Origin of the sequence: Pseudomonas sp. FGI182 (assembly GCF_000511325.1) — a bacterium.
Taxonomy (GTDB): domain Bacteria; phylum Pseudomonadota; class Gammaproteobacteria; order Pseudomonadales; family Pseudomonadaceae; genus Aquipseudomonas; species Aquipseudomonas putida_Z.
Genome location: NZ_CP007012.1, coordinates 1 through 16,714 on the forward strand (window position 1 = coordinate 1; position 16,714 = coordinate 16,714).

13 protein-coding genes are annotated in these 16,714 nt (G+C 61.2%); 9 read left to right on the forward strand and 4 right to left on the reverse strand.

Translation table 11 applies throughout. The features are described from left to right. Positions 1–9 precede the first annotated feature (9 nt). A complete protein-coding gene (locus C163_RS26980; protein ID WP_155951600.1) occupies positions 10–351 on the reverse strand; it encodes a hypothetical protein in 342 nt (113 codons plus the stop codon). Between the two features lie 168 nt (positions 352–519). Between C163_RS26980 and dnaA the strand changes: the two genes are divergently transcribed. Genes dnaA through gyrB form a run of 4 tightly spaced genes read left to right on the forward strand, consistent with a single transcriptional unit; the run spans position 520 to position 6,746 of the window. Beyond that, positions 520–2,058, forward strand: coding sequence for a chromosomal replication initiator protein DnaA (dnaA, locus tag C163_RS00005; protein ID WP_025337171.1), 1,539 nt, complete (start codon positions 520–522; stop codon positions 2,056–2,058). A 40-nt stretch (positions 2,059–2,098) separates the two neighbouring features. After that, positions 2,099–3,202 (forward strand): DNA polymerase III subunit beta, encoded by a 1,104-nt coding sequence (gene dnaN / locus C163_RS00010; RefSeq protein WP_003260019.1) that lies wholly within the window; start codon positions 2,099–2,101, stop codon positions 3,200–3,202. Positions 3,203–3,217: 15 nt separating this feature from the next. Then, entirely contained in the window at positions 3,218–4,321 is a 1,104-nt protein-coding gene (gene recF, locus C163_RS00015; protein ID WP_025337172.1) for a DNA replication/repair protein RecF, read from the forward strand. Positions 4,322–4,325: 4 nt separating this feature from the next. Next, positions 4,326–6,746 (forward strand): DNA topoisomerase (ATP-hydrolyzing) subunit B, encoded by a 2,421-nt coding sequence (gene gyrB / locus C163_RS00020; RefSeq protein ID WP_013970249.1) that lies wholly within the window; start codon positions 4,326–4,328, stop codon positions 6,744–6,746. Between the two features lie 63 nt (positions 6,747–6,809). On the opposite strand, the gene C163_RS00025 is transcribed toward gyrB, so the two are convergent. Further along, positions 6,810–7,217 carry an RcnB family protein gene (locus C163_RS00025; RefSeq protein WP_025337173.1) on the reverse strand — a complete coding sequence of 136 codons (408 nt, stop codon included), beginning with the start codon at positions 7,215–7,217 and terminating at the stop codon, positions 6,810–6,812. 227 nt (positions 7,218–7,444) lie between these two features. After that, on the reverse strand, positions 7,445–8,737 hold the full coding sequence (locus C163_RS00030; protein WP_025337174.1) for a sigma-54-dependent Fis family transcriptional regulator: 1,293 nt from the start codon (positions 8,735–8,737) through the stop codon (positions 7,445–7,447). Positions 8,738–8,959: 222 nt separating this feature from the next. On the opposite strand from C163_RS00030, the gene C163_RS00035 reads away from it, so the two are divergent. Genes C163_RS00035 through C163_RS00045 form a run of 3 tightly spaced genes read left to right on the forward strand, consistent with a single transcriptional unit; the run spans position 8,960 to position 11,970 of the window. After that, positions 8,960–9,844 carry an MBL fold metallo-hydrolase gene (locus C163_RS00035; RefSeq protein WP_025337175.1) on the forward strand — a complete coding sequence of 295 codons (885 nt, stop codon included), beginning with the start codon at positions 8,960–8,962 and terminating at the stop codon, positions 9,842–9,844. A gap of 39 nt (positions 9,845–9,883) precedes the next feature. Beyond that, on the forward strand, positions 9,884–11,155 hold the full coding sequence (locus C163_RS00040; RefSeq protein ID WP_025337176.1) for an FAD/NAD(P)-binding oxidoreductase: 1,272 nt from the start codon (positions 9,884–9,886) through the stop codon (positions 11,153–11,155). After that, on the forward strand, positions 11,152–11,970 hold the full coding sequence (locus C163_RS00045; RefSeq protein WP_013970254.1) for a sulfite exporter TauE/SafE family protein: 819 nt from the start codon (positions 11,152–11,154) through the stop codon (positions 11,968–11,970). Before C163_RS00040 ends, C163_RS00045 begins: the two co-directional genes overlap by 4 nt. Here C163_RS00045 and C163_RS00050 read toward each other — a convergent pair. Further along, positions 11,959–12,846 carry a LysR family transcriptional regulator gene (locus C163_RS00050; protein WP_013970255.1) on the reverse strand — a complete coding sequence of 296 codons (888 nt, stop codon included), beginning with the start codon at positions 12,844–12,846 and terminating at the stop codon, positions 11,959–11,961. The two genes, C163_RS00045 and C163_RS00050, sit on opposite strands and share 12 nt — an antisense overlap. Before the next feature lie 297 nt (positions 12,847–13,143). Here C163_RS00050 and C163_RS00055 point away from each other — a divergent pair, with 297 nt between their 5' ends. Together C163_RS00055 and C163_RS00060 are read left to right on the forward strand one after the other, a co-directional pair. Continuing rightward, a complete protein-coding gene (locus C163_RS00055) occupies positions 13,144–14,790 on the forward strand; it encodes a GMC family oxidoreductase (protein ID WP_025337177.1) in 1,647 nt (548 codons plus the stop codon). 99 nt (positions 14,791–14,889) lie between these two features. After that, positions 14,890–16,509 (forward strand): MFS transporter, encoded by a 1,620-nt coding sequence (locus C163_RS00060; RefSeq protein ID WP_025337178.1) that lies wholly within the window; start codon positions 14,890–14,892, stop codon positions 16,507–16,509. Positions 16,510–16,714 lie beyond the last annotated feature (205 nt).

A 16,714-nucleotide genomic window follows, 5' to 3' on the forward strand; every position in this document is an offset into this window, starting at 1 on the left:
GCCCGTAGGTCAATTTCCAACCAGTCTTTCCATATAGAGCACGTGATGGACGGTGCGTGCTTGTCCATCCCCGAAGGGTGCTTGATCGGACACACGAATTGGGGACAACATGAAAAAAAAGAAGAGACATATAAAAAGCTTTTCTGAAGAATCTATAAATCTTAAGTGGATAACCTTCTGTGGATAACCTGCTTGAGGCCATAAAATCCGGGCTGTACAGAGTTTTACAACTGTGTTCTCAACCGGTGCTGCGCTTGTTTTCTTCGTGGTCAAAAGCTGTGGATTAAATAGCTGCTTATCCACAGCAGAGTTATCAACAGGCTTGACCTCAGGGTTGTGCATAGCGCTCATGGCTGCTTATCCACAGGGCTTATTCACAGTGCGAAGAAGCCGTTTTGGTCGATAAATGGCTGTTTTGTCATGGTTCCTAACGTGTCCACATGTGGATAACTGAACGCTCGACCGGTACAATGGCGGTTTGTTTTTGCCTCATCCGGCTTTCAAACTCAGGGGATATCCGTGTCAGTGGAACTTTGGCAGCAGTGCGTGGAGCTTCTGCGCGATGAACTGCCTGCCCAGCAATTCAACACCTGGATCCGTCCGCTACAGGTCGAAGCCGAAGGCGACGAGTTGCGCGTCTATGCGCCTAACCGTTTCGTTCTCGATTGGGTCAATGAAAAGTACCTGGGTCGTTTGCTCGAGCTGTTGGGCGAAAACGGCAGCGGCATTGCGCCTGCCCTTTCCTTGTTGATCGGCAGCCGTCGCAGCTCTGCGCCACGTGCCGCACCCAACGCGCCAGTAAGTGCTGCGGTGGCCGCCTCGCTGGCCCAGACCCAGGCCCAGAGCCAGACACAGAAGGCAGTGCCGGCAGCGGTCGAACCCGTCGCCGTGGCGGCTGCCGAGCCTGTGCTGGTCGATGAACTGGCCGAGCCATCCTCGCGTGACAGCTTCGATGCCATGGCCGAGCCGGCTTCAGCGTCGGCCGGCAGTGCCCGGACCGAACAGCGCACCGTGCAGGTTGAAGGTGCGCTCAAACACACCAGTTACCTGAACCGCACCTTCACGTTCGACACCTTCGTCGAAGGTAAGTCGAACCAGCTGGCGCGCGCGGCTGCCTGGCAGGTGGCAGACAACCCCAAGCATGGTTACAACCCGCTCTTCCTTTATGGTGGTGTGGGCCTGGGTAAAACCCACCTCATGCATGCTGTGGGTAACCACCTGCTGAAGAAGAACCCGAACGCCAAGGTCGTGTACCTGCATTCGGAGCGCTTCGTCGCGGACATGGTCAAGGCGCTGCAGCTCAACGCCATCAACGAATTCAAGCGTTTCTACCGCTCGGTGGATGCGTTGCTGATCGACGATATCCAGTTCTTTGCCCGTAAAGAGCGCTCGCAGGAAGAGTTTTTCCACACCTTCAACGCCCTGCTCGAGGGTGGTCAGCAGGTAATCCTTACTTCTGACCGCTACCCCAAGGAGATCGAAGGCCTGGAGGAGCGTCTGAAGTCGCGCTTTGGTTGGGGCCTGACGGTTGCCGTCGAGCCACCAGAGCTGGAAACCCGCGTGGCGATCCTGATGAAGAAGGCCGACCAGGCCAAGGTCGAACTACCGCATGACGCGGCCTTCTTCATTGCCCAGCGCATCCGTTCCAACGTCCGTGAACTGGAAGGCGCATTGAAGCGGGTGATCGCTCACTCGCACTTCATGGGCCGCGACATCACCATCGAACTGATTCGTGAGTCGCTCAAGGACCTGCTGGCGCTCCAGGACAAGCTGGTCAGTGTGGATAACATTCAGCGTACCGTCGCCGAGTACTACAAGATCAAGATCTCCGATCTGTTGTCCAAGCGTCGTTCGCGTTCCGTGGCGCGTCCACGCCAGGTGGCCATGGCGCTGTCCAAGGAACTTACCAACCACAGTCTGCCGGAAATCGGCGACATGTTCGGTGGTCGCGACCATACGACCGTGCTGCACGCCTGCCGCAAGATCAACGAACTGAAGGAATCCGACGCGGACATCCGCGAGGACTACAAGAACCTGCTGCGGACGCTGACGACCTGATGGCCGTCTGCGCAGCTAATTGAAGGCAAGGGACTAGACCATGCATTTCACCATTCAACGCGAAGCCCTGTTGAAACCCCTGCAACTGGTCGCCGGTGTCGTCGAGCGCCGCCAGACCTTGCCGGTCCTGTCCAACGTATTGCTGGTCGTGCAAGGCCAGCAACTGTCGTTGACTGGTACCGACCTGGAAGTCGAACTGGTAGGCCGCGTGCAACTGGAAGAGCCGGCCGAGCCTGGCGAAATCACTGTCCCGGCACGCAAGCTGATGGACATTTGCAAAAGCCTGCCTAACGACGCCCTGATCGATATCAAGGTCGACGAACAGAAACTGTTGGTCAAGGCCGGTCGCAGCCGCTTTACCCTGTCGACCCTGCCAGCCAATGACTTCCCGACCGTGGAAGAAGGCCCGGGCTCGCTGACCTGCAACCTGGAACAGAGCAAGCTGCGCCGCCTGATCGAGCGCACCAGTTTCGCCATGGCCCAGCAGGATGTGCGCTACTACCTCAACGGTATGCTGCTGGAGGTTTCCCGCAACACCCTGCGAGCTGTGTCCACTGACGGTCACCGCCTGGCGCTGTGCTCCATGAGCGCACCGATCGAGCAGGATGATCGCCACCAGGTCATCGTGCCACGCAAAGGTATCCTCGAACTGGCACGCCTGCTGACCGACCCAGAAGGCATGGTCAGCATCGTCCTGGGCCAGCACCACATTCGCGCCACCACTGGTGAATTCACCTTCACTTCCAAGCTGGTGGACGGCAAGTTCCCGGACTACGAGCGCGTACTGCCCAAGGGCGGTGACAAGCTGGTGGTCGGCGACCGCCAGGCGCTGCGTGAAGCCTTTAGCCGTACTGCGATTCTTTCCAACGAAAAGTACCGCGGTATCCGCCTGCAACTGGCTGCTGGCCAACTGAAAATCCAGGCCAACAACCCCGAGCAGGAAGAAGCTGAAGAAGAAATCAGCGTGGACTACGAAGGTAGCTCGCTGGAGATCGGCTTCAACGTCAGCTACCTGCTGGACGTGCTGGGCGTAATGACTACCGAGCAAGTTCGTCTGATCCTGTCTGATTCCAACAGCAGTGCCCTGCTGCAGGAAGCTGGCAATGACGATTCTTCCTACGTTGTCATGCCGATGCGTCTGTAACCCGTAGCAGGCGAAATGTCTCTTCGACGTATCATGGTCACCGCGGTGCGCAACTTGCACCCGGTGACACTCTCACCGTCCCCCCGCATCAACATCCTTTACGGCGCCAACGGCAGCGGCAAAACCAGCGTGCTTGAGGCCGTGCACCTGCTCGGGCTGGCGCGCTCGTTCCGCAGCACCCGCCTGAACCCGGTTATCCAGTACGAACAACCGGCCTGTACCGTGTTCGGCGAAGTGCAATTGGCCGAGGGTGGCAGCAGTAACCTGGGTGTATCCCGGGAGCGGCAGGGGGAGTTCACTATTCGCATCGATGGGCAGAATGCGCGGAGTGCGGCGCAACTGGCTGAATTGCTACCGCTTCAGCTCATCAATCCAGACAGTTTCCGCTTGTTGGAAGGCGCTCCGAAAATACGCCGCCAGTTCCTGGATTGGGGGGTGTTCCACGTGGAACCTCGTTTTCTGCCAGCCTGGCAACGGCTGCAGAAGGCACTGCGGCAGCGGAACTCATGGTTGCGGCATGGTACACTTGACCTAGCTTCGCAAGCCGCCTGGGACCGGGAATTGTGCCTGGCCAGCGCGGAAATAGATGAATACCGTCGCAACTACATCAAGGCCTTGAAGCCCGTCTTCGAGCGAACCCTGAGCGAACTGGTCGAGCTGGACGGGTTGACCCTTAGCTACTACCGAGGCTGGGACAAGGACCGGGAACTGCAAGAAGTACTCGCTTCCTCTCTCCTTCGCGATCAGCAGATGGGCCACACCCAGGCCGGTCCGCAGCGTGCTGATCTGCGTCTTCGTCTGGCTGCCAACAATGCAGCCGACATCCTGTCGCGTGGTCAGCAAAAGCTGGTGGTGTGCGCATTGCGCATTGCCCAAGGCCACCTCGTTAGTCAGGCTCGCCGCGGTCACTGTATTTATCTCGTGGATGACTTGCCGTCCGAACTGGACGACCAGCATCGCCGCGCGCTGTGTCGCTTGCTTGAAGAATTACGCTGCCAGGTGTTCATCACCTGTGTAGATCACGAATTACTGAGGGAAGGCTGGCAGACGGAAACGCCAGTTGCTTTGTTCCACGTGGAACAAGGCCGTATCACCCAGACCCACGACCATCGGGAGTGAATGCATGAGCGAAAATCAAACGTACGACTCCTCCAGCATCAAGGTGCTGAAAGGTTTGGATGCCGTGCGCAAGCGCCCCGGCATGTACATTGGCGACACCGATGATGGTAGCGGCCTGCACCACATGGTCTTCGAGGTGGTCGACAACTCGATCGACGAAGCCCTCGCCGGTCACTGCGATGACATCACCGTCATCATCCACCCGGACGAATCCATCAGTGTGCGCGACAACGGTCGCGGCATTCCGGTCGACGTGCATAAAGAAGAAGGCGTTTCCGCAGCCGAGGTCATCATGACCGTGCTGCACGCTGGCGGTAAGTTCGACGACAACTCCTACAAGGTATCCGGCGGTCTGCACGGCGTAGGTGTTTCTGTAGTGAACGCCCTGTCCGAGAAACTGGTACTGACCGTTCGCCGTAGCGGCAAAATCTGGGAACAGACCTACGTTCACGGTGTTCCACAGGCGCCGATGGCGGTTGTCGGTGACAGCGAAACCACCGGTACCCACATCCACTTCAAGCCTTCGGCTGAAACCTTCAAGAACATCCACTTCAGCTGGGACATCCTGGCCAAGCGTATCCGCGAGCTGTCGTTCCTCAACTCGGGCGTTGGCATCCTGCTGAAGGATGAACGTAGCGGCAAGGAAGAGTTCTTCAAGTACGAAGGCGGCCTGCGTGCGTTCGTCGAATACCTGAACACCAACAAGACCCCGGTCAACTCCCAGGTATTCCACTTCAACGTCCAGCGTGACGATGGCGTGGGTGTTGAAGTCGCCCTGCAGTGGAACGACAGCTTCAACGAAAACCTGTTGTGCTTCACCAACAACATTCCGCAGCGTGATGGCGGTACTCACCTGGTGGGCTTCCGTTCCTCGCTGACCCGTAGCCTGAACAGCTACATCGAACAGGAAGGCCTGGCCAAGAAGAACAAGGTGGCGACCACTGGCGACGACGCCCGTGAAGGCCTGACCGCGATCATCTCGGTGAAGGTGCCGGACCCTAAGTTCAGCTCGCAGACCAAGGACAAGCTGGTCTCCTCGGAGGTGAAAACCGCCGTGGAACAGGAGATGAACAAGTACTTCGCCGACTTCCTGCTGGAAAACCCGAACGAGGCCAAGGCCGTCGTTGGCAAGATGATCGATGCTGCCCGTGCCCGTGAAGCGGCACGTAAAGCCCGTGAAATGACTCGCCGTAAAGGCGCGCTGGATATTGCCGGCCTGCCAGGCAAACTGGCGGACTGCCAGGAAAAGGACCCTGCTCTTTCCGAACTGTACCTGGTGGAGGGTGACTCCGCGGGTGGCTCGGCGAAGCAAGGCCGCAACCGTCGTACCCAGGCGATCCTGCCGTTGAAGGGTAAAATCCTCAACGTCGAGAAAGCGCGCTTCGACAAGATGATCTCGTCCCAGGAAGTGGGCACGCTGATCACTGCACTGGGCTGCGGTATTGGCCGCGAAGAGTACAACATCGACAAGCTGCGTTATCACAACATCATCATCATGACCGATGCTGACGTTGACGGTTCGCACATCCGTACCCTGCTGCTGACCTTCTTCTTCCGTCAACTGCCGGAGCTGGTCGAGCGCGGCTACATCTACATTGCCCAGCCACCGCTGTACAAGGTGAAGAAAGGCAAGCAGGAGCAGTACATCAAGGACGACGAGGCCATGGAAGAGTACATGACCCAGTCGGCCCTGGAAGATGCCAGCCTGCACCTGGACGAGTCGGCACCAGCGGTTTCCGGTGTACAGCTGGAAGCATTGGTGAATGAATTCCGTAGTGTCATGAAGACACTCAAGCGTCTGTCGCGCTTGTACCCGGAAGAGCTGACCGAGCACTTCATCTACCTGCCGGAGGTGAGCCTGGAACAGCTGGGTGACCACGCTGTGATGCAAGCTTGGCTGGCCCAGTTCCAGGAACGTCTGAACAACAGCCAGAAGTCCGGCCTGGTTTACAAAGCCAGCCTGCGCGAAGACAAAGAGCGCAACGTATGGTTGCCAGAAGTGGAAGTTACCTCCCACGGCCTGGCCAGCTACGTCACCTTCAACCGGGACTTCTTCGGCAGTAATGACTACCGTACCGTAGTCAACATTGGTGCCAAGCTGTCCAGCTTGTTGGGCGAAGGTGCTTACGTGCAGCGCGGTGAGCGCCGCAAGGCAATTGTCGAGTTCAAGGAAGGCCTGGACTGGCTGATGAACGAAACCACCAAGCGCCACACCATCCAGCGATACAAAGGGCTGGGCGAGATGAACCCTGAGCAGCTGTGGGAAACCACCATGGACCCAACCGTCCGCCGTATGCTCAAGGTCACCATCGAGGATGCGATCGCAGCCGACCAGATCTTCAACACCCTGATGGGTGATGCGGTCGAGCCGCGTCGTGACTTCATCGAAAGCAACGCGCTGTCGGTATCGAACCTGGACTTCTGATCCGGTGTAGATCGCCAGGCACTAAAAAGCCCGCGGAAGCGGGCTTTTTAGTGCCTGTAGAAATCAGTAACCGCTGAGGACGTTCACGATCACACCACTGGCAATAGCCACCAGCACATAGTCCCCGTTCACATACAACCAACGGTGATCACGCGGTGGCGCATACAGGTGGCGTGCTTTCCAGTCGGTCACCCAGTAACGGTCGCCACGGTAATGTGGGTCAACCACATGGCCACGCTGCCACTGCTGATGCGGAACCGGCATGCCCTGTTGTGGGCGGAAGTTCGGGTCGCGGTAGGCGGGACCGTGGCCATTGTCATGTCGGCCTTGGTACTGTGGCTGACCATGCGGTGGGTTGCCCTGGTGCGATGGGCCGCCATCATGCCGGTCAGGTGGGCCTGGCTGCGCGAAACCAGCCAAGGGGGCGCTGAGCATGAGCGCGGCGCAGATCACGGTCAGGGTTTTCTTCATTTTGCGGTCCTCTGCATGTTGACGCCTGGCGAGAGCTGACTGGCTGCCAGGTTCGGTTAACTGATCAGACCACAATCATTCCCGCTTAATGTCAGGACAGAGGTAAAGGTCCGGTAAAGGTCCGTGAAGCGCCATCACTATGGGAGCGGGTATTGCGCCGTATTCGGGGCCTGTACAGTACCTGTGGGAGCTGGCTTGCCGGCGATACGGCCAGCACAGCCAACGCGTCAATTCAGGCCAAGCTCCTTCAACCGGCGATACAGCGTGCGCTCGCTCAGGCCAAGGTGACGGGCCAGTTCACTGCGCGAGCCCTTGAACTGTTCCAGTGCCTGCGCCAGCTCACCCAGGTGATTGCGCCGGCCACCTGTCTTGATCGCCCCCGCCGGGCCAATATCCTCCGGCAAATGCTCGGGCCGGATCAGCCCGTCATCGGCAAACAAGCGCGCCCTTTCCAGAATGTTGCGCAGTTCGCGAATGTTGCCCGGGAATGGATGCAGCCCAAGCTGCTGCAAAGCTTCGTCGCTCAGCCTGGGCGTCGGTTTGCCAGCCATGCGCTGCAGCAGGCTCTGGGCGAGCAAGGGCAGGTCTTCCACCCGTTCGCGCAACGCCGGCAGACGGATCGGGAAGCCGCTGATGCGGTAGTACAGGTCTTCACGGAAGGTGCCGTCCGCGACCATTTGCCTGAGCGGTTTATGGGTTGCCGACACCAGGCGAAAATCCGAATGCACTGTGCGCAGGCTACCCACCGGGCGGAAGCTGCCGGACTCGATCAGGCGCAGCAGCTTCACCTGCATCGCCAGCGGTACCTCGCCAATTTCATCGAGGAACAGAGTGCCGCCATGCGCCGCTTCAGCCAGGCCGATCTTGCGCTGGTTGGCGCCGGTGAACGCGCCCTTCTCGTAGCCGAACAACTCGCTTTCGAACAACGACTCGGTCAGGCCGGTACAGTCGACCACCACCAATGGGCCGTTGGCCCTGGGGCTGCCCACGTGCACCGCGCGGGCGAACAGTTCCTTGCCGGTACCTGACTCTCCCTGCAGCAACACCGGGATCTGCGCCGGCGCCGCACGTTGCAGGCTGGCCAGGGCCGCCTTGAACGCCGGTGCCCGGCCGACCAGGCCTTGCTCCTGAGGCTGCGCCGACGCGAGGGTGATGCTGGTCAGGCGTTCGACAAAGGCCACCACCCTGCCCTGCTCATCCAGGATCGGTCGCAGCTCGACATCCACATGCTCGGGGCCGCGTGGCGTGTGATGAATGTGCAACACCCGCTCTGGAACCTTGCTTTGCCACGCCTTGCGCATCGGGCAATGCTCGCCGGCCTGGTCGCAAGGCACGGCGTAGTGGTGCGAGACCTTGTGGCATTTCTCACCCAGCGGCGCCTGCTCATGGCGACCGAACTGGCGGCGATAGGCAGCGTTGGCCGCCAGGATGTTGTAGTCGGTATCCAGCACGATGGTTGGCAGGGCATCGTGCTCAAGATAGGAAACCAAAGCTAGGATGAGGGGATGGGCTTCAGGCATGACGGCACCGATTGGATGACCGGCGCAGGGTAACAAGGACTGCCAAACACTGCCATTGGCTGACAGTCGACTGCCATCTGCGCTGCCACTGTCGTCGGCAATTGTCAGCAACGGGCCGGTTTCATTGGCCCAAGCGCAGGAAAATGCCTGGCATGCATCTTGATAAACCTCCTGGCACTGCCTGCGCCTGTACAAGGCTGGGCGGATAAATTGGAGAACGCGATGATCATCGGCAACAACCTGCACCTGGACGCTTTTTACGACAAGGCGACCTCGACCATCAGCTACCTGGTAATGGACGGCGAAACGCGCAAGTGTGCGTTGATCGACAGTGTCCTGGACTATGACCCCAAGTCGGGGTGTACCTGCACGGCTTCTGCGGACCAGTTGATTGACCGGGTGAAGGAGCTGCGAGCTGAGGTGCAGTGGGTGCTGGAAACCCATGTGCATGCCGACCACCTTTCGGCGGCGGCCTATTTGAAGGAAAAGCTTGGCGGCCATACCGCCATCGGCGCACACATCACCCAGGTACAGAAAGTCTTCGGTGCCCTGTTCAACGCCGAGCCTGGCTTCGCCCGCGATGGCAGCCAGTTCGATGTGTTGTTCGAGGACGAGGAAGGTTTCCGCATTGGCAACCTGCATGCCCGCGCGTTGCACACCCCGGGGCACACGCCTGCGTGCATGAGCTTCATGATCGAGGACGCCGGCGAGACAGCGGTGTTCGTCGGCGACACCTTGTTCATGCCCGACTACGGTACCGCCCGTTGCGACTTCCCTGGGGCCGATGCCCGCACCCTGTACCGCTCGATCCGTCGCCTGCTGGCCTTCCCCGACCAGACCCGGCTGTTCATGTGCCACGACTACCTGCCAGGTGGCCGTGACATGCAGTACGTCACCACCGTGGCCGAGCAGCGCGCCAACAATATTCATATCCACCAGGGCATCGATGAGGACAGCTTCGTCGCCATGCGTGAAGCCCGCGACAAGACCCTCGACATGCCCGTGCTGATCCTGCCTTCGGTGCAGGTGAACATGCGCAGCGGCCAATTCCCCGCGCCGGAAGATAACGGTGTGAGCTACCTGAAGATTCCGCTGAACAAGCTGTGACCGCCCTGCCCCATAACCAGATTTACAGGATTTACCGCCATGCCTGCCTTGTTGTCCCCTGCCAATACCGACCACCACAAAGTGGTCATCGTCGGTGCCGGCGCTGCCGGAATCGCCACCGCTTCCAGCCTGATCAGCCGTGACCCGTCGCTGGATGTGACCTTGATCGACCCCGCCGAAGTGCATTACTACCAGCCCGGCTGGACCATGGTCGGTGCCGGTGTGTTCAAGGCGCCAAGCACTGCCCGCACCATGGCCTCGACCATTCCGCGCGGTGTGCGCTGGATAAAGGCACGTGTGCAGGGGTTCGACCCGCTGGGCCAACTGGTCCTCCTCGAAGGCGGCCGCGCGATCAGTTATGAACAGTTGGTGGTCTGCCCCGGCCTCAAGCTGGATTGGGCGGCCATTGATGGCCTCAGCGAGACCTTGGGCCGCAACGGCGTCACCTCCAACTACCGCTACGACCTGGCGCCCTACACCTGGGAACTGGTACAGAAGCTCAAGCAAGGCCGAGCCCTGTTTTGCCAGCCGCCCATGCCGATCAAGTGCGCAGGCGCGCCGCAGAAGGCGCTGTACCTGTCTTGCGACCACTGGCTGCGGCACGGTCACCTGGGGGCTGTGAAAGCCAGCTTCTTCAATGCCGGCGCAGTGTTGTTCGGAGTGGCGGACTACGTGCCCGCACTGATGAAGTACATCGACAAGTACGCCGTGGACCTCAATTTTTCCCACCGCCTGGTCGCCGTGGACGGCCCGAACAAGCGCGCCACCTTCGTACGCACCTTGGCCGATGGCAGCAGCGAAACCCGTGTCGAGGCCTTCGACATGCTGCACGTGGTACCGCCGCAGGTGGCACCGGACTTCATTCGTGAAAGCCCGTTGGCCGACAGCGCCGGCTGGGTCGATGTCGACCCGCACACCCTGCGCCATCGCCACTTCACCAATGTCCATGCCCTTGGGGACGTGACCAACACCAGCAATGCCAAGACCGCCGCCGCTGCACGCAAGCAGGCTCCGGTCGTGGCCAACAACGTGCTGGTGGCCCTGGGCAGGTTGCCTACCCTGGCCCAGTACGATGGTTATGGCTCGTGCCCGCTCACCGTCGAGCGCGGCAAGATCGTCCTTGCCGAGTTCACCTATGGTGGCAAGCTGGCTCCAAGCTTCCCCAACTGGTTGCTGGATGGCCGCAAGCCGACGCGTCTGGCCTGGTTGCTCAAGGCGCAGGTGCTGCCACCCTTGTACTGGAAAGGCATGCTCAAGGGCCGCGAGTGGCTGGCACGGCCACAGCCGTTGGTAGCCGAGGGCCGGCAGTGATCGAACATCAAATACTGGGAGCGGGCCTGGGCGCGATCATCGGTGCCGTGCTGGCGTTGACCGGTGCCGGCGGTGGCATTCTCGCAGTGCCTTTGCTGGTGTTCGGCCTGGGGTTGTCGATGGTCGAGGCGGCACCGGTCGGCCTGCTGGCCGTAGGCATGGCGGCAGCGGTGGGTGCTGTGCTGGGCTTGCGGCAGGGCCTGGTGCGCTATCGGGCGGCGCTGTTCATCGCATTGATCGGTGTGGCAGCGGCGCCGTTCGGGCTGATGCTGGCGCACCGCCTGCCGAACACGCCGCTGCAGTTGGTGTTCGCCGGGGTGTTGGTGTATGCCTGCCTGCGCATCTGGCGCAAGGCGGCCAAGGAGCTGCGCGGCGAAGCCAATGATGCCCATCGCTACATCGAACCCTGCGTGCTGAACCCGCTGCAGGGCCGTTTGCGCTGGACCCTGCCCTGCGCGCGCGCCCTGGCCTTCACCGGCGCATTGTCCGGGCTGCTGTCCGGCCTGCTGGGCGTGGGTGGTGGCTTTGTCATCATCCCGGCCCTTAACCGCTACACCAACCTGCGCATGGCCAGCATCGTCTCCACTTCGCTGGCGGTGATCGCACTGGTGTCCACCGGCAGTGTGGTCAGCGCCAGCCTGGCAGGGGTCATGCACTGGCAGGTTGGCGCCCCGTTCGCCGTCGGTGCGGTGCTCGGCCTGCTGCTGGCGCGGCCATTGGCGGCCAGGCTGGCCGGGCCGCGCTTGCAGCAGATGTTTGCCGTGGCCGGTTGGGCTGCGGCCCTACTGCTGGCCGGCAAGGCGCTACTGGGCTAGCAGCTCGCTCTGTTCTGCCGCGCACAGCGCCAGCAGGTAGTCCCACACTACCCGCAGGCGCACCGACTTGTGCAGTTCGCGGCGGGTGCAGATCCAGTAGCTGCGCTGGATGGTTTCGCCAGGCAGCACGCGCACCAGCGTCGGGTCGTGGCGGGCCATGTAGTTGGGCAGTACGGCGATGCCCAACCCGGCGCGGGCGGCGGTTTGCTGGGCGATCACGCTGGTGCTGCGAAACACCACGTTGGGGGCCCGGCAGAAGCTGTTGAGAAACAGCAGTTCCTGGCTGAACAGCAAGTCGTCGACGTAGCCGATCCAGCTGTGCCGGGCCAGGTCCTCGCGGTTGCGCAGCGGGGGCGCGCGATCCAGGTAGTCCTGGCTGGCGTACAGGGCCAGGCGATAGTCGGTGAGCTTGCGGGTGATCAGCAGGTCGGCGTTGGGCCGTTCCAGGTGGATGCTGATCTCCGCCTCGCGGTTGAGGATGCTGACGAAGCGCGGCACTGCCACCAGCTCCACTTCCAGGCCGGGGTAGCGGTCGAACAGCGCATTCATGCGCGGGGTGAAGAACATGATGCCGATGCCTTCGGTCACCCCCAGGCGAATTTTGCCCAGCGGCGTGATGGCCTGGGTGATTTCTTCCTGCGCCAGCAGGGCGACGTTTTCCATGGCTTCGGCGTGCTTGAGCAGGGCCTGGCCCGAGGGGGTCAGTTCATAGCCCTGGGCATGCTGCACGAACAGCGCAGTACCCAGGCTTTGCTCGATGCTCTCGATGTGCCGGGCCACGGTGCTGTGAGTGGTGTTGAGGCGCTTGGCGGCGGTAAGCAGGCGGCCGCTGCGCTGCAACTCGAGGAAAAACCGCAGATCGTTCCAGTCGAACATGCTTGTCCCTATGCATCCAGACCGCGCGAACCTTTGTAGGAGCGGCCTTGTGTCGCGATGGGGCGCGCAGCGGCCCTGAATTCAGCAAACTCGGTCTACCTGAAGGACCACATGTGCTGACTCAGGGCCGCTGCGCGCCCCATCGCGACACAAGGCCGCTCCTACAGGACCGCGCCGTTGCCGTGATGATCGCTGTGCTAAAACGCACAGCGGCTGCGCGAAATCTCGTGTTTCCTCCACGAAATTACTCACTAAGATGGATCGGGACAAGAATAATAATCAGGCCCGAGGTTGCACATGCCATCAGCCGATTCTGTCTTCGACTACGTGGTCGTAGGGGCCGGTCCCGCCGGTTGCCTGTTGGCCAATCGTTTGTCCGCCGACCCTTCCTGCCGAGTGCTGCTGCTGGAAGCGGGTGGGCGCGACAACTATCCCTGGATCCATATCCCCGTCGGTTACCTCTATTGCATCGGCAACCCGCGCACCGACTGGTGCTTCAAGACCGAGGCTCAGGCCGGCTTGGGCGGTCGTGCGCTGGGCTATCCACGCGGCAAGGTGCTGGGTGGCTGCTCTTCTATCAACGGCATGATCTACATGCGCGGCCAGGCCGCCGACTACGACCGTTGGGCCGAGCAAGGCAACGACGGCTGGGCCTGGAAGGACGTACTGCCGTTGTTCAAGGCCAGCGAAAGCCACTTTGCCGGCGCCAGCGAGCACCACGGTGGTGATGGCGAATGGCGGGTCGAGCGCCAGCGCTACAGCTGGCCGATCCTCGATGCCTTCCGTGAGGCCGCCGAGCAAAGCGGCATCGGCAAGGTCGATGACTTCAATACCGGCGACAACCAGGGCTGTGGATATTTCCAGGTCAACCAACGCAGCGGTGTGCGCTGGAACGCTTCCAAGGCTTTCCTGAGGCCGATCAAGGACCGCCCCAACCTCACCGTGCTGACCGGCGTTCAGGTTGACCAGGTGCTGCTCAACAACACCCGTGCACGGGCGGTAAAGGCGTTCTGGCAGGGTGCCTGGCACGAGTTTGCGGCACGTCGCGAGATCATCCTCTGTGCGGGTGCTGTGGGCTCTCCCGGTATCCTGCAGCGCTCCGGCATCGGCCCGCGGCGGTTACTGGAAAGCCTGGGCATTGGCGTGCGTCACGACATGCCCGGTGTTGGCGGCAACCTGCAGGATCACCTGCAACTGCGCCTGATCTACCAGATCCGCAATACCCGTACATTGAACCAGATGGCCAACAGCCTGTGGGGCAAGATGGGCATGGGCCTGCGCTACCTCTATGACCGCAGTGGCCCGCTGGCCATGGCGCCGAGCCAACTGGGTGCGTTCGTGCGTTCGAGCCCGGAGCAGGCCACCGCCAACCTGCAGTACCACGTGCAGCCGCTGTCACTTGAGCGCTTCGGCGAGCCACTGCACAGGTTCCCGGCCTTTACCGCCTCGGTGTGCAACCTGCGCCCGGCCAGCCGCGGGCGTATCGATATCCGCAGCAGCGACATGAACAGCACACCGCTGATCGACCCCAACTACCTCAGCGACCCCCGGGACCTGCGTGTTGCCGCCGATTCCATTCGCCTTACCCGGCGTATCGTCCAGGCCCCTGCCCTCGCTGCGTTCGACCCAAAGGAATACCTGCCGGGCCCAGCCCTGCAAACCGAAGAAGAGCTGTTCGAAGCCGCCGGCAAGATCGGCACCACCATCTTCCACCCGGTAGGCACCTGCCGCATGGGCAATGGCGAACTGGACGTTGTGGATAACCAGTTGCGCGTGCACGGCATCCCTGGCCTGCGCTTGGCGGACGCCTCGATCATGCCGCAGATCACCTCCGGCAATACCTGTTCACCCACCCTGATGATCGCCGAGAAGGCGGCGCAACTGATCCTCAAAGGAGCTGCCACCCAGACCTATCTGAACGAAGACGCGATACCGACGCCCTGACCCCGGGGTGCGTGCAGTACCGGCAGCTGGCGGTCAGAAGCTGCCGACAGTGGAACAACAAGAATAATCACTGTGGCCTGCGGGCCGAGGACAGCAACGATGTCGGATTACATCCAAGAGCAGGGTGCGGCGGCCAGCAGCTCCAGCCGTCGTGAAGAACGCAAGATCATTTTCGCGTCATCCCTCGGGACTGTTTTCGAGTGGTATGACTTTTTTCTCTATGGTGCGCTGGCAGCGGTCATCAGCAAGCAGTTCTTCGCTGGCGTGAACGACACCACCGCCTTCATCTTCGCCCTCATGGCCTTTGCCGCCGGCTTCCTGGTGCGGCCATTCGGCGCGCTTGTGTTCGGCCGGCTGGGCGACATGATCGGGCGCAAGTACACCTTCCTGGTCACCATCGTGCTGATGGGCCTGTCCACCTTCGCGGTGGGGTTGTTGCCCACCTACGCCAGCATCGGCATCGCGGCACCGATCATCCTGGTGGTCCTGCGCATGCTGCAGGGGCTGGCGCTGGGTGGTGAATACGGCGGTGCGGCCACCTATGTGGCCGAGCATGCACCGCCCGGCAAGCGCGGTTTCCACACGGGTTTCATCCAGTCCACCGCCACCCTTGGCCTGTTGTTGTCGCTGGTGGTGGTGCTGGGTAGCCGCTATATCAGTGGCGACCAGTTCGAAACCTGGGGTTGGCGCCTGCCGTTCCTGCTGTCGATCGTGCTGCTGGCGATTTCCACCTGGATCCGCATGAGCATGCACGAGTCGCCGGCCTTCGTGAAAATGAAGGCCCAGGGCAAGGTCAGCAAGTCGCCGATCCGTGAGTCGTTCACCTCCTGGCCGAACCTGAAAGTGGTGCTCACCGCCCTGTTCAGCATCAACGCCGGGCAAGCCGTGACCTTCTACACGGCGCAGTTCTACGTGCTGTTCTTCATGACCCAGATGCTGAAGATGGACCCGGCCCAGGCCAACACCCTGCTGATCATCAGCGTGGTCATTGGTGCGCCGTTCTTCGTGTTCTTCGGCTGGTTGTCCGACCGTATTGGCCGCAAGCCGATCCTGATGCTCGGCCTGCTCCTGGCCACGGTGCTGTACTTCCCGCTGTTCAAGGCGCTGAGCCACTACGCCAACCCACAGATCGACGCGGCCAGCCGCCAGGCGCCGATCGTTGTCACTGCCGACCCGCAAGGCTGCACCTTCCAGTTCGACCCGGTGGGCAAGGCGCGTTTCGACAGCCCGTGCGACAAGGTCAAGACCTTCCTGGTCAAGCAGGGCCTACCGTACAGCTCGGTGGATGTGGCCGGCAGCGATGTGGTGGTCAACATCGGTGACAAGACCATCAACGGCTTCGACGAAGCAGCCATGCGTGCTGCGGTGGAACAGGCCGGCTACCCGGCCAAGGCCGACCCTGGGCAGGTCAACCAGGTGATGGTGGTGGTGCTGATCGTGGCGATGATCCTGATCGCGACCATGACCTATGGCCCGCTGGCGGCGGTGATGGTCGAGCTGTTCCCGACCCGCATCCGCTACACCTCCATGTCGCTGCCCTACCACATTGGCAACGGCTGGTTCGGTGGCTTCCTGCCAACGGTGTCGTTCGCGCTGGTGGTGTATACCGGGGATATCTTCTACGGGCTGTGGTACCCGGTGCTGGTGACCGGGGTCAGCCTGGTGGTGGGGATTTTCTGCCTGAAAGAAACCAAGGACGTGGATATCGACAAGATCTGACGGTTGGCACGGGCTTCTTGTAGGAGCGGCCTTGTGTCGCGAAAGGGCCGCAAAGCGGCCCCGGGGCATCAGCAGTGATGCGCAAATTGCTGGGGCTGCCTTGCAGCCCTATCGCGACACAAGGCCGCTCCTACACCGATCACCCACACCCGCATGAGCCCATAAAAAAACCGGCTGTAAAAGCCGGTTTTCTTATGCCCCGAAA